Origin of the sequence: Paenarthrobacter sp. AMU7, from assembly GCF_041200195.1 — a bacterium.
Classification (GTDB): Bacteria; Actinomycetota; Actinomycetes; order Actinomycetales; family Micrococcaceae; genus Arthrobacter.
In genome coordinates this window covers 3,784,251-3,797,826 of the sequence record NZ_CP165735.1, presented here as the reverse complement: position 1 = coordinate 3,797,826, position 13,576 = coordinate 3,784,251, and the positions used below count along the sequence as shown (strand labels likewise).

Below are 13,576 nucleotides of genomic sequence, written 5' to 3'. Positions count from 1 at the left end.
TTTTTCTAGAGTGCGCTGGCGGCGTTGGCATGCGCAGCTGCTGCTACGGCACTGGCCACATCGGCGGCAACATGGGGATCGAAGACGCTGGGGATAATGTAACTCGCGTTCAGCTCATCGTCAGCTACACGGTTGGCAATGGCCTCGGCTGCGGCCACCAGCATGTTCGGCGTAATGTCCGATGCACCGGCGTCCAACAGGCCCCGGAAGAAGCCCGGGAAGGCCAGCACGTTGTTGATCTGGTTCGGGAAGTCGCTGCGGCCGGTGGCGACCACGGCTGCGTGCTTGGACGCAACAACGGGGTCGATTTCCGGCGTCGGGTTGGCCATGGCGAACACGATTGCATCCTCGGCCATGGAGGCCACCTGCTCTTCGCCGATCACGTGCGGGGCACTGACGCCGATGAAGACGTCCGCTCCCTTGAGGGCGTCGTGCAGGGTTCCGGAGAAGCCTTCTTCATTGGTGTTCGCGGCAATCCAGCTGCGGTGCTCGTCGCCATATTCCTCGCCGGAGTGGATGGCGCCGGAGCGGCCGGCGGCGATGATGTGCTGCGCGCCCTGGGCCTTGAGGAGCTGGATGATGGCCGAGCCGGCAGCGCCGACGCCCGAAACCACGATCTTGACCTCGGAGAGCTTCTTGTCCACCACGCGGAGGGCGTTGACAAGGGCAGCCAGCGTGACGATCGCTGTGCCGTGCTGGTCATCGTGGAAGACGGGGATGTCGAGTTCTTCGCGGAGGCGGTTCTCGATCTCGAAGCAGCGCGGTGCGGCGATGTCTTCGAGATTGATGCCGCCGTAGACGGGGGCCATGGCCTTGGCGATCATGATGATTTCTTCGGTGTCCTGGGTGTCCAGGCAGACCGGCCAGGCGTCAACGTTGGCGAACTGCTTGAAGAGTGCTGCCTTGCCTTCCATCACGGGAAGTGCGGCGGCGGGGCCGATGTTGCCCAGGCCCAGCACGGCCGAGCCGTCGGTGAGGACGGCGATGGTGTTGCGCTTGACGGTCAGGTTGCGGGCTGCGCCCGGGTCTTCGGCAATGGCCATGCAGACACGTGCGACGCCGGGAGTGTAGGCGCGTGAAAGATCGTCACGGTTGCGCAGGGCTACCTTGGGGACGACTTCGAGCTTGCCGCCGAGGTGCATGAGGAAGGTGCGGTCCGAGACGTGCTGGACGGTGACGCCGTCGAGGGCGTTCAGGGCGTCCTTCACGCGGGCTGCATGGTTGTCGTCGGTGGTGTTGCAGGTGACGTCAACAACGATCGTCTCGTGGTGGGATTCCGTGACGTCCAGGGCGGTGATTGCTGCACCGGCTGCGCCGACGGCTGCTGCCAGTTCGCTGGTAGCGGTAAAGCTCGACGGTGCGGCGACGCGCAGGGTGATCGAGTTTCCGGGGCTCGGATTCGCCATTGAAATTCCTCCTGTAAGGCCCGTTCCCGGGCCGCCGTTCCAAACTGAATGTTTTCGTATTATGGATATTATTATCTACAAAGTGGAAACACAACCCCTTGCTTGGTCATGTTCGGTGTCATCGCGCAGGTGCGCGCTGTGCTGTATGTTGGGTGTTCTAAGCAATTCTTTTCACGATGCGGATAAGAGTTGTCGGAATCTGAGTCATGGGAGACAAGGGAATGGCTGAAAAAGCCTCCGGAGGCGTGCAGTCCGTTGAGCGCGTCTTTGAACTGCTGGAACTGATCACGGACGCGGGCGGCGACGTCACGCTCAGCGAACTCTCGTCGTCCACCGACCTGCCCTTGCCCACCATCCACCGCCTGCTCCGCACGCTGGTGTCCCTGGGCTACATCCGCCAGCTGCCCAACCGCCGCTACGCCTTGGGCCCGCGCCTGATCCGGCTCGGTGAAGGCGCCAGCAAGCAACTCGGCGCTGTGGCCCGTCCGCAGCTCAAGACACTGGTGGAACGCCTCGGCGAGACCTCCAACATGGCCGTCCTTGATTCGGACATGGTCATCTACGTGGCCCAGGTCCCGTCCATGCACTCCATGCGCATGTTCACCGAGGTCGGCCGCCGCGCCCACACGCACGATACCGGCGTGGGCAAAGCCATCCTCGCCCAGTTGGACGACGAGGTTGTCCGCGGCATCGTGGCCCGCACCGGCATGCCCACTCCCACGGCCAAGAGCATCGGCGACATCGACTCCCTGCTTGCTGACCTCAAGCTCATCCGCGAACGTGGCTACTCCATTGACGAGGAAGAGCAGGAGCTCGGCGTCCGTTGCTTCGCCATGGCCGTGCCCAACGCGCCCACGCCCACCGCGATCTCCGTGTCCGGACCGATCACCCGCGTTGACCAGAGCTTCGCTGACCGCGCCGTGCCCATGCTGCGTGAAGCTGCCATGGCGATCTCCGCGGAGCTGAACCAGAACTAGGCTTACCGCCCTCACCCGCCGAGGTGTCATTCGATGGCAATGTTTCCCAAAGCATTGCCATCTTTTGTTACCTCGGCGTTGGTTGTGGGCGGGTGGCTTTCTTCAACATGGAGTTCACCACAATCGGGTGCACCGGCCGCACGAGGCTGAAGTACAGCTTCCCCCGCCACCCCTTAAGTACGACGGCGGTGGTCACCCTGATCAGTCGGCCCACCGGATCGACGCCGACGGCGGCCGCGAAGTCCAGGTGTTTGTCCCGGACAAAAATCAGGGCTTCTTCCCCGGACTGCTCCGTCACACTGAACGTGTCCAGCGGGGCCTTGGGTACGCCGATCAAAGGGACCAGTGCCTGCCGCAAACCCATGGCTCCGGCAACCCAGCGGGGCATGGACTCCACGGCGAACAGCCGCTCTGCCCATTCCGTGGGGTCCGTGCCGGCCCCTTGGGGAAGGACGGCCAAGCAGACGTCCGCGTAGTCCGGCGTCGGGATCTTGCGGAAGGCCAACGAGTGGAAGCAAGGAGCCTGTTCGGTCATGGGCTGATCCTACGGCGCGCCGCGTGGGAAGCGAGTGCCTGCGGTGGCGAGGGCGCCACGTGGGCGGGTTCCGGCGTCGTACATTCTGTTCCTGTCCGCTTTCCGCGCGAGGCGACAAAAGGCGGCAGTGTCCCCCAAGGAAACACTGCCGCCTGCTGTTGTTTGCGCGGTTGAAAGCTAGTGCTCCGACGCGCTGGAGGTCTTGAGCGGGACTTCCTTGCCGTCGGCGTCGATGAGCTTGCCGTTTTCGAAGCGGTCGCCTTCGCTCAGGCACTTGATGTCCTCTTCGCTGACAACCCGGTCAGTACCGGCGACGAACACCGACTGGTTGTCTGAATTGCCGGCTTTGAAGTGGTTGAAGAGGATGTTCAGCAGGATGGCCATGACGGCTGCCGAGCTGATGCCGGAGTGGAAGATCGTGGAGAACCAGGACGGGAACGCGTCGTAGAAGGACGGTGCGGCGATGGGGATCATGCCGAAGCCGATGGATGCCGCGACGATGATCAGGTTCATGTTGTTCTTGTACTCCACCTTGGCCAAGGTGCGGATACCGCTGGCGGCCACCGTACCGAACAGCACCACACCGGCACCGCCCAAAACGGGCGTCGGAACCGCTGCTACAACGCGGCCCAGGATCGGCAGGAGGCCGAGGATCACCAGGATAAGGCCGCCGGCGCTGACCACGAAGCGGCTCTTGATGCCCGTGATGGCCACCAGTCCCACGTTCTGGGCGAAGGCGCTCTGCGTGAAGGAGTTGAACAGCGGGGAGATGGCGCTGGAGAGCATATCTGCGCGGAGGCCGTCGCCGATGCGGCGGGAGTCCACCTTGGTGTCCACGATCTCGCCCACTGCGATGATGTCGGCCGAGGTCTCTGTCAGGGTGACCAGGATGACGATGAGCATGGAGATGATGGCGGCGACTTCAAAGGTCGGCGCGCCGAAAGCGAACGGTGTGGGGAACGCGACGATGTCGCCTTGGCCAACCTTGGAGAAGTCGGCCATGCCTGCAATGAGGGCGATGATGGTGCCGATGACCATGGCCAGCAGGATGGAGAGCCGGGAGATGGCGGCGTTGCCAACCTTGCTCAGGAGAAGGACGACGCCCATGGTTGCCGCTGCGAGCCCAATGTTGGCCATGCTGCCGTAGTTGTCGGACTTGGCGTTGCCGCCCATGGCCCAGTTTGCCGCCACCGGCATCAGCGTCAGGCCGATGGTGGTGATGACTGTGCCCGTGACCACTGGTGGGAAGAATTTGATGATCTTGGAGAACAGGGGGGTGATCGCCAAGCCAATCAGCGATGCCACGATGACCGAGCCGAACACTGCCTGTATCCCGCCGCCGCCTTGGACGATCGCCACCATGGTGGAAACACCGGCGAAGGACACGCCCTGGACCAGCGGCAACTGCGAGCCGAAGAACGGAATACCAACCGTCTGCAGGATGGTGGCCAGGCCGCCAACAAACAAACAGGCGGCGATGAGGAGGCCGATGTCCTGCGAGTTCATGCCGGCAGCTGCACCGATGATGAGCGGCGGGGCAATGATTCCGCCGTACATGGTGAGGACGTGCTGGAAGCCGTAAGCGAAGGTGCTGCCAATTGACAGGCGCTTGTCCTCGGGGCGTTCCGGCTGATGCTTCCGCGAAGAGGTGGTATTCGCAGGGCGGGACTTCTTTTTGATGTTCATGGCAGACTTTCTGGGTTCATGGCAGACGTCTTCGTCTGGCTAACTGTGTCTGGCTAACAAAATCTTTGGGTTTTGGGGTTGGGTTTGTGTGCAGGTCCATTGCGGGGCGCATGTGGTGGGACCTGCACACAAACCCTTGGATGGTGCGGTTTAGTGCGGTTTAGGTGCTGGCTTAGCAGAAGCCGGCGATGCCGCTCCAGGCAACCGGGGCAGCGGCGATGTTCTCGCGCTGGACGGTTGCTTCGATGAGGCCGTACGGGCGATCCGCGGCGAAGAAGACCTCGTTGGGGTTGTCCAGGCCGAATGGGCTCAGGTCAACCAGGAAGTGGTGCTTGTTGGGCATGGAGAACTTGATCTCGTCCACTTCGCTGTGTGCTTCCAGGACCTTCTTGCCCATGTCGAACAGCGTCTGCTGCAGGGCGTGGGAGTAGTTCTCGGTGAAGCCTTCCAGCAGGAGTGCCTTGATGTCCTCGTAGCTCTTGTTGAAGTCCGTGCCGGCGAAGTCCAGGTTGGTGTTGTAGCGCCAGCGGGCGGATACATCGGTGGCCAGGATGCGGTCGGTGGTCTCCGGCAGGGTGGTGTACTTGTCGCGCGGGTAGCCGACAAAGCCGGACTGCGTGGTCTTCAGGACGGTCAGGTCCTTGAGGCCGGAAATAAGATGCGTGGTTGCGCCATCACGGACGACGACGGCGGTACGCACCTCTTGTCCGTTGCGGACGAAGCTGTGGTCGTGTCCCTCGCCATGGGCCTGGATGCGATCCCAGCTGTAGGCCTCGGCTTCCCAGCGGCCGCCGGTGACCCAGTCGAACCCACCTGTGAAGTGGTCTGCAAGACGCAGGAGGAAGGACTCGGGGGAGCCGATGCCTTCACGGGCGAACGCATAGACGGTGTTCTTCTGGGTGTCGGTGGCAACGACGTGGCCGTTGTCGCCTTCGAGGTGCGCGGCCTGGAAGTCGCCGCGCAGCTGCGAGGTGACGTTCAGGTCTTCGATGTGGTGGCGGTCCGTATCCCGAGTGACTTTGACGACGCGGACTTCTGCTTTGCCGTACTGGTTTTCGCCGAGGACGATGTTGTTGCTCATGGTCATATCCCAACTTCTGTGAGGTGGAACCTACGTTCCATCAATGAAATTAAGCGCGTGTTTCCACCGCGTTTCTGGTGGAGCCGACCCAACAAAAAAGAGCCGACATCCATTGATGCCAGCTCATTACGACCCTGCCTGCTGCTCTCAGGTTACGTGACCTACGCCACGAACTCATTCGAGAGTAGCGCATGATTTCGAGTTGTGTATATGGATTCCGAAGGATCGTTATGAACCATCCAAATGTGACCGGGGCAACTCGGTTTGGCTTTTCGGGGGTCTTGACGCTTGCTTTGCCGCCTGCCTACACTTTCCACATAACAATAAAAGTTTTCCGAAGAGCGGAAACTGCATGCATGAGAAAGAGGAGGAACAGATGGACTCGAAGGATACGAACAACGTCGTGGAATTCCCGGCGCCCGGTCAGGAGCTGTACCTGCCCTTCGGTGCAACAGATCCGGACTTCTACATTCCGGCCGACTGTGACCGCAAGGCTGGCGGGTTCTCCCGTTGGCTGCGCGCACTCCCGGTGTTCGGCCGGCAGCGCCCCTGAGACCCTGCATCTTCGGGGCGTGGACTCTGCGCAACAGAGCCAACGAGGCGGGCGATACCTGGGGAGGTGTCGCCCGCTTTTGTGTGCCTTCTGTGCGCTCCGCCCCCGATTCGAGTGCTGTGGCCCCCGTTTCGATGCCTCGCTGCAGATTAGACGGTAGGAGTCATCTAGCCCGCAGCAAGCCATCGAATCGGGCTGGGTTAGCCTCGCGACGCATTCTGGTTCGGTGGAGATCCCGGTCTGTCCGGAACTCGGGAATGACTCCAGGCAGATGCTTCGCTGCAGATTAGACGGTAGGAGTCATCCAGCCCGCAGCAAGCCATCGAATCGGACTTTTCCACATGGGACGGTGCACGCCTTTCCCGGGCTCGCGGGCGTGGCGAAGCTTGGCTCATGACTAATTCCGCTCCCAGGGAGCTTCCGTCCGGCATGGACTTGTGGCGGACCAGCCAGCTCAATGAGGCGGGATTTAATGCCCGTGCCATAGCAGCCCTAGTGCGAGGGGGAGTTCTGGTGAGGCTCCGCCGAGGCTGCTACATTCGTGGGCGGACCTGGGCGGCGCAAAAACCTTGGGTCCGAAGCCGGCAACTGATCGCCGCGCACGCCCACGGGACACTCACGACGTCGGGCGGTGGCTTGGTCTACAGCCACACCTTCGCTGCCCGCCTCCACCGCCTGTTCCTGTGGGATGTTGACGACCGCGTGCACATTACGCAGAAGAAGACGCCGTCGCCGATTTCGCATGGCCGCGATGTAGCGGCCCATTCCAGAGTGCTTGGGGAGGGCGAGGTGGTCCTCGTGGACGGGCTGCCGTGTACTTCGCTGGAGCGGACAGTGGTGGACTGTTGCCTGATGTTGGACTACCGGCAGAGCCTTGTCTTGATGGACCAGGCCCTCCGAATTGGTGCTGATGTCGCGAGGTTGACGCAGATGTGCGAATTCCTGTCCGGCAGAAACGGAGTGCTTTCGCTGCGACGGGCTTTGGAAAATGCCGATCCCCGCTCTGAGTCCCCGGGTGAGACCCTAAGTCGGGAACTTCTGGTGCGACTCCGCATTGAGCCACCGGAACTTCAGGTGGAAGTCCGCACGGTTGAGGGCCGGCACCGTTTGGACTTAGCCTGGCGCGACAAGAAGGTGGCCTTGGAGTTCGACGGCAGGATCAAGTACTTCGACTACGCGCCAACGGATGAGGTTGTCTTCCAAGAACGTCAGCGCGAAAAGGCCCTGACTGAGCTCGGCTGGAGGTTCATTCGCATCAAATGGCGGGATCTGTTCCAGGAGCGCGACTTCAAGATGCGCGTGCTGCGAACTCTCCGCGCGGCCGAATAGACGAATCCCTGCGCACTCGACGGCTCCTGCCGTCTTATGCGCAGCGAAGCATCGAAATGGTGGAATGTGATCTGCGTAACAATCGGCGGGGCGCTGGGGGCTTCACGTAAGCTGGGCTGACGGCCACCCCCTTGGGTCTTGAAGGCCGTGGCGACCCTGACTGAGGGGTTGCGTTTGCTCGCTCGATGGCGCCGGCCTTACGTCCGCACGCGTCGCACCGCAGCATGTCGAGTAATACCGACGCTCGTCATCGAGCCGTGCCGGGTCACGATCCCCGGCCGAAAATCCCTGCCTCGGCAGGTGACAACGAGAGCCGGGTGTGGGGATTCCGGCAACGCAGCAGCCTGCTTGTGGCTGCTACCCCAAAGGAACACTGTCATGAAACTCAAGGTCTCAATGCTTGGGGCGGTGATCGCGTTGGCTCTGGCAGGGTGCACGACGCCGACACCGACACCGACTATAACCGCCACGGAAGCATCGCCGAGTCCGACTACCGTAAGCCCGACCCCGACCCCGACGCCGACGCCTTCGCCGACGGAGACGAGCGAAAGCCCGTCCCCGACGCCTTCGCCGAGTGCGACGACGGTTAGCCCGACGCCCACCCCAACCCCCACCCCGACGCCCACCCCAACCCCCACAACTCCAACCACCGGCACCCTCGCCAATCTGGCTCGGGTTCCCTGGGATGGCGGCCCTGCGTACTGGGCAAAGTTCCCCGGCGCAGCGAAGCTTAACAACCCTAATCTGTTCCCCGTCAGCGTCTATTACGGAAAACCTGAGCACGCCACCCAATTGAAGGACATTGGCGTGAACGTTTACCAGAACGCCGAGCATGACGGTTCCACCATGGCGTCCATCACGAACACGGGAATGCTGGTCATCGCCGGAACAGAATGGTCCCGGACTGAAGTGGGCAGCAACCCGAACGTGGTTGGCTGGGACACCTATGACGAGTGCGACATGCTGGGGCTCGGCTGCAACGGTTCAACATATGAGCAGAACCTTCAGCAGATGAAGAACAAGGTGGCCCAGATCCGTGGCTTCAACGACGGCAGGTTTGCGTTCGCCAACTATTCCAAGGGCATCCTGGGAACCTATTGGGCGCCGGGGCTCATGGATGACTTCATGTCTGCTGTTGACGCGGCATCCGTGGATAACTACATGTACACGCGGGCGGATCTACAGGACGAGTTGAACCGGACGCCGGCATGGCCGGAGGGTGCGAACACTGCTACCTCGGCGGCCTACGGCTGGCAGATTGACCAGATGCGCAAGTTCCAGTCGGTGCCGGGTATCCATCCGAACTGGATATTTGTTGAGTCGGCACGCCCGTTCCTGAATGCCTCCAATGACCGCACCATCACACCGGAGCAGATGGAAGGCGCTATGTGGTCCGGCATCATCCATGAGGCACGCGGGATCAGTATCTTCCAGCACAACAACAATGGCCAGGCAGGCTTCGGGACGTACTCACTGGTTCAGGCGCCGGCTGACAGGAAGGCGAAGATCAAGGCTGCCCTAGCCGGTATCCAGTCCTTGGCACCTGTACTCAACACGCAGAGTTATGTGTGGGACGCAGACGCCGCGGGCACGGACACGATGCTTAAGGCGAAGGATGGAAGTGCCTACCTCTTCGCAGGCATCGGCTTGAACGGCGGTACAGGTTCCAAGACGTTCACCCTCCCGGCCGGGATCACCGGTACGCAGGTGGAGGTTGTGGGCGAGAACCGCACCATCTCTGTCCAGAACGGAAAGTTCACAGACTCGTTCGCCAACGAGTACACACATCACATCTACAAGATCACGATCTGATACAACTGGCGGTCGGCAGCGAGATCGCCGGAATAGTGCGAAATCGCCGGAACGTTCCCTGTGAAATGGACGCGTTCCGGCGATTTCGCGCAAGCGAAACCGAAACTACCCCGCAACCAACTTCCGTGCCGCCGCCGAGTGCTCAGCGATCAGACCGGCGACGTCCAGCCCCGGAATCGCACCGTCAACCACCCGCCAAGCACCCCCCACCATCACCCGGTCAGCACGGTCCGCACCGCAGAGCAGCAACGCGGCAACGGGGTCGTGGCTGCCCGAGAATCGCAAGGAGTCGGGTTTGAACAGGGCCAAGTCCGCCTGCAAACCCGGAGCCAGTTGCCCAATGTCGGAGCGCCCAAGAACCGCGGCGGATCCACGGGTGGCCCAGCCAAGGGCCCGCTCCACAGGAACTGAAGCGCCGTAGCGGAGCCGCTGCAAATACAGTGCCTGCCGGGCTTCGAGGATCATGTTGGAAGCATCGTTCGACGCCGATCCGTCCACTCCCAGCCCTACGGGAACACCAGCAGCCTCGAGTTCCAGGACCCTCGCGGTTCCGGAGGCCAGGCGCATGTTGGAGGTGGGGCAATGCGCGACGGCGGTGCCTGCGGCTCCCAGCCTGGCGATCTCCTCGTCGTTGAAGTGGATGCCGTGTCCCAGCCAGGTCCGGTTGCCCAGCCAACCCACGGACTCCAGGTAATCCACGGTCCGCAGTCCAAACATGGACCGGCAGAAGTCTTCTTCATCAATGGTCTCGGCTAAATGCGTGTGCAACCGGACATCGAATCGTTCGGCCATGGCGGCACTCTCGGCCATGATTTCCTTGGTCACGGAGAAGGGCGAGCAGGGGGCCAGTGCGATCTGCACAACGGCTCCGTCACCGGTCTCGTGATACTGGCGAATGAGCCGTTCGCTGTCCGCAAGGATCGCCTCAGGTGACTGGACCGTGGTCCTGGGCGGCAGCCCGCCGTCGTCCTCTCCCAAGGTCATGGACCCGCGGGTCAAGGTAGCGCGCATGCCCATGGAACGTACGGCTGCAACCTCAATGTCAATCGCGTCTTCCATACCGTCGGGGAAGAGGTAGTGGTGGTCGGCAGCGGTGGTGCAGCCGGAAAGCAGCAGCTCAGCCAGCGCAACCTGTACGGCAAGCTCAAGGCTCCGGGGCGTCAGCCGCGCCCACACCGGGTACAGGTTCTGGAGCCATGGGAACAGGGGAGCGTTGGCCACGGGACCCCACGCGCGGGTGAGCGTTTGGTAGAAGTGGTGGTGCGTGTTGATCAGGCCGGGCAGGACCACATGGGAGGAGGCATCAAAGACGTCGGCGGGAGATGAAGGCTGCCCGCCCGAAGGCACCAGCTCTACGATTTTCCCGTCGGAAACCACCAGGCCGCCACCGGCGTCGAGGTCGTTAGCGGTGAAAATGCCCAACGGATTCTTGATCCAAAGTGGGGTCATGACAGGTTCCTTGTCTGGTCGGCGTGTACGCGTTCCAGCTCAGTTAGGCCCTGTCTGCTGATCCAGGTGCCGGACCGTCAGAATGCGGCCCAGTCCGAAAAGCGTAGAATGCCCGACGGCGGCGGTCAACGTCCGTGGGGCGCTCCCGGTCACATTCGGCCACCAGAACCGTGGAATAAGTAATTTCGCATGACGAAATTAAGTTTTCAAAAAACTATGGCGCGGCTCACAAAGCTGGTGCTACGCTCTAACTGCCAAAGGCGGGCACCCGGACCTCGGGAAGCTATCTACCAGGCGCAACTTAACCTTCATCGCACATGCTGAAGCCTGGTAACCAAGCTAACTGGAGCTCTTCTCTGTAGCGCCCCCACATAGGTCACCTGGCTTCCTCAGCACTAAGGAAGTCGCAACATGAGTACAACCGTCACGGCCGAGCAATTCCTGGCCACATCCATTGAGCTGGCTACAGCCAATGTCCTCAACAGTGGGGGCCCGTTCGGCGCCGTCATTGTCACCGCGGACGGACGAGCCTTCGAAGGCGTCAACCGCGTCACCGCCACGAACGATCCCACCGCCCACGCAGAAGTCACGGCCATCCGCAACGCCTGCCGCGAACTGGGAACCTTCGATCTCAGCGGAGCAACCCTCTACACCAGCTGCGAGCCATGCCCCATGTGCCTGGCCTCCGCACTCTGGGCACGCGTTGACCGCGTGTTCTTTGCCGCAGACCGTCACGACGCCGCATCCGTCGGCTTCGATGACGCTGTCTTCTACGAGTACTTCGAGAATGACAACCGGGACGCGCTGATGCCGGTAGCCAAGCTGGAACTGGGCGACCCCCAGGCTCCGGCGGCCCTCCAGCCGTTTAACACATGGAACACGCTTGATTCCAGGATTGACTACTAGGGCCCGGTGGCTGACATGACAATCCTGGATAATTCCGCTGAAAAGCAGACAGCAGCTGAAAAGCAGGCTGCGCTCTTTCCCCAGGGAGACAGCGCAGAGCCCACAGCGGCAAAGCACACGGCAACCGGCCTGGCAGGTGGCAACAAGAAGCCCCCGGTGTCGAACTCCTTCCTGGACAAGTTCTTCCAGATCTCCAAGCGTGGATCCACGCTGGCCCGCGAATTCCGCGGCGGCCTGGTCACGTTCTTCACCATGGCGTACATCGTCATCCTGAACCCGCTGATCCTTGGCGGCTTCTCGGCAGAAAACGCTCCCACCGACGTCGCCGGCGGCTGGCTTTCGGCTGCACAGGTTGGAGCCGTCACCGGCCTGACCGCCGGCGTCATGACCATTGTTTTCGGTCTCATCGCCAACCTGCCCTTCGGCCTCGCGGCCGGGCTGGGCATTAACTCCTTCCTGGCCGTCGCGGTGATCCAGGAAGTCACGTGGCCTGAAGCCATGGGACTTGTGGTCATCAACGGCATCCTGATTGTCATCTTCGGTGCCACCGGCGCCCGGACGGCGATCTTCAAGGCAGTTCCCAAGGAGCTCAAGGCAGCCATCACCGTTGGCATCGGCTTGTTCATCGCCTTCATCGGCTTTGTGGACTCCGGCTTTGTCCGCGCCACCACGGGCGGCCCACCGGTTCAGCTCGGCGACAACGGCTCCATCACCTCCATCCCCACCCTTGTCTTCATCATCGGACTGCTGACCATGGGCATCCTCGTGGCACGCAAAATCCAAGGCGGCCTGCTGATCGGCATCGTCGCCACCACTGTCCTCGCCGCTGTTGCCGAGGCCGTGTTCCGCATTGGTCCAGGCAGCGCCGACAACCCCGGCGGCTGGCACCTCAACGTACCCATCCTGTCCAGCCAGCTGGTGTCCGTCCCGGACCTTAGCCTGGTGGGCCAGTTCGATCTCTTCGGCTCCTTCGCCAGGATCGGTGGATTGGCGGCCACCATGTTGGTCTTCACCCTGGTGTTCACCAATTTCTTCGACGCCATGGGCACCATGACTGGCCTGGCCAAGAGCGCAGGCGTGGCACACAAGGACGGTACCTTCCCCAAGCTGAAGTCGGCTTTCATTGTTGAAGGCATGGGCGCAGTGGTGGGTGGCGCAACGTCCGGTTCATCCAACACCGTCTACATCGACTCCGCTGCCGGCATCGGCGAAGGTGCCCGTACCGGCTTGGCCTCCGTGGTCACCGGCCTGTTGTTCCTGGGTTCGATGTTCTTCACGCCGCTCACCTCGGTGGTGCCGCTGGAAGTTGCAGCAGCAGCCCTGGTGGTGGTGGGTGCAATGATGATGGCGCAGATCCGCGAGATCAAGTTCACCAAGTTCTCCATCGCGCTCCCTGCGTTCCTGACCATCGTGACCATGCCGCTGACCTACTCGATCGCCAACGGCATCGGCGTCGGATTTATCTCCTTCGCCGTGATCAGCGCAGCGTCGGGTAAGGCCAAGAAAGTTCACCCGCTCATGTGGGTGGTCACGGCAGGCTTCATCATCTACTTCGCCCGCGGCCCCATCAACGCCCTGATGGGCGTCTGACCCGGAGCCGCACCCCGCGCCGGCGGTCATTCCGGCACTCTGATCGGCGGTCCGTCGGTACCCACCGCACGAATAGGCGTCCGCCGTCGTCGTCCTCCTAATACAGGCACGACGGCGGGCGGCGGTTGGGCGGTCGACGCTCCGTCAAGGAACGGGGGCAGGGAGATGAAGCCCTTGCCCCCGTTCCTATGAACTCTGACTGACTGAACTCTTACTGACTTAGCCGCGACTTCCCCTCAACAACCTCTGGAA

The 13,576-nt window shown here is 62.0% G+C and carries 12 protein-coding genes; 7 read left to right on the top strand and 5 right to left on the bottom strand.

All coding sequences use genetic code 11. From position 1 onward, the window contains the following. Positions 1–5 precede the first annotated feature (5 nt). The gene (locus tag ABQM86_RS17410) at positions 6–1,406 is read right to left on the bottom strand and encodes an NAD-dependent malic enzyme (RefSeq protein ID WP_369745094.1); all 1,401 of its coding nucleotides are present in this window, start codon (positions 1,404–1,406) and stop codon (positions 6–8) included. 221 nt (positions 1,407–1,627) lie between these two features. On the opposite strand from ABQM86_RS17410, the gene ABQM86_RS17405 reads away from it, so the two are divergent. After that, positions 1,628–2,383, top strand: a complete 756-nt coding sequence (locus ABQM86_RS17405; protein ID WP_011776026.1) for an IclR family transcriptional regulator — start codon at positions 1,628–1,630, stop codon at positions 2,381–2,383. Positions 2,384–2,450: 67 nt separating this feature from the next. Here ABQM86_RS17405 and ABQM86_RS17400 read toward each other — a convergent pair whose 3' ends face one another. The 3 genes from ABQM86_RS17400 to pucL form a co-directional block, all read right to left on the bottom strand. After that, entirely contained in the window at positions 2,451–2,918 is a 468-nt protein-coding gene (locus ABQM86_RS17400; protein ID WP_369745093.1) for a DUF2867 domain-containing protein, read from the bottom strand. A gap of 177 nt (positions 2,919–3,095) precedes the next feature. Further along, positions 3,096–4,604 carry a nucleobase:cation symporter-2 family protein gene (locus tag ABQM86_RS17395; protein WP_369745092.1) on the bottom strand — a complete coding sequence of 503 codons (1,509 nt, stop codon included), beginning with the start codon at positions 4,602–4,604 and terminating at the stop codon, positions 3,096–3,098. 172 nt (positions 4,605–4,776) lie between these two features. Then, positions 4,777–5,691, bottom strand: a complete 915-nt coding sequence (gene pucL / locus ABQM86_RS17390) for a factor-independent urate hydroxylase (RefSeq protein WP_207594695.1) — start codon at positions 5,689–5,691, stop codon at positions 4,777–4,779. Between the two features lie 370 nt (positions 5,692–6,061). Here pucL and ABQM86_RS17385 point away from each other — a divergent pair, with 370 nt between their 5' ends. From ABQM86_RS17385 to ABQM86_RS17370, 4 genes are all read left to right on the top strand, one after another. Further along, on the top strand, positions 6,062–6,238 hold the full coding sequence (locus ABQM86_RS17385) for a hypothetical protein (protein ID WP_014922716.1): 177 nt from the start codon (positions 6,062–6,064) through the stop codon (positions 6,236–6,238). A gap of 393 nt (positions 6,239–6,631) precedes the next feature. After that, entirely contained in the window at positions 6,632–7,567 is a 936-nt protein-coding gene (locus ABQM86_RS17380; protein ID WP_369745091.1) for a hypothetical protein, read from the top strand. 350 nt (positions 7,568–7,917) lie between these two features. After that, positions 7,918–8,157 carry a hypothetical protein gene (locus tag ABQM86_RS17375; protein ID WP_369745090.1) on the top strand — a complete coding sequence of 80 codons (240 nt, stop codon included), beginning with the start codon at positions 7,918–7,920 and terminating at the stop codon, positions 8,155–8,157. Positions 8,158–8,374: 217 nt separating this feature from the next. Then, on the top strand, positions 8,375–9,379 hold the full coding sequence (locus ABQM86_RS17370; RefSeq protein ID WP_369745089.1) for a hypothetical protein: 1,005 nt from the start codon (positions 8,375–8,377) through the stop codon (positions 9,377–9,379). 105 nt (positions 9,380–9,484) lie between these two features. On the opposite strand, the gene ABQM86_RS17365 is transcribed toward ABQM86_RS17370, so the two are convergent. Beyond that, positions 9,485–10,828 carry an 8-oxoguanine deaminase gene (locus ABQM86_RS17365; protein WP_207594693.1) on the bottom strand — a complete coding sequence of 448 codons (1,344 nt, stop codon included), beginning with the start codon at positions 10,826–10,828 and terminating at the stop codon, positions 9,485–9,487. Positions 10,829–11,239: 411 nt separating this feature from the next. Here ABQM86_RS17365 and ABQM86_RS17360 point away from each other — a divergent pair, with 411 nt between their 5' ends. Together ABQM86_RS17360 and ABQM86_RS17355 are read left to right on the top strand one after the other, a co-directional pair. Further along, the gene (locus ABQM86_RS17360) at positions 11,240–11,734 is read left to right on the top strand and encodes a nucleoside deaminase (RefSeq protein WP_017200639.1); all 495 of its coding nucleotides are present in this window, start codon (positions 11,240–11,242) and stop codon (positions 11,732–11,734) included. A gap of 6 nt (positions 11,735–11,740) precedes the next feature. Beyond that, positions 11,741–13,324, top strand: coding sequence for an NCS2 family permease (locus tag ABQM86_RS17355; protein ID WP_207594691.1), 1,584 nt, complete (start codon positions 11,741–11,743; stop codon positions 13,322–13,324). Positions 13,325–13,576: the final 252 nt, after the last annotated feature.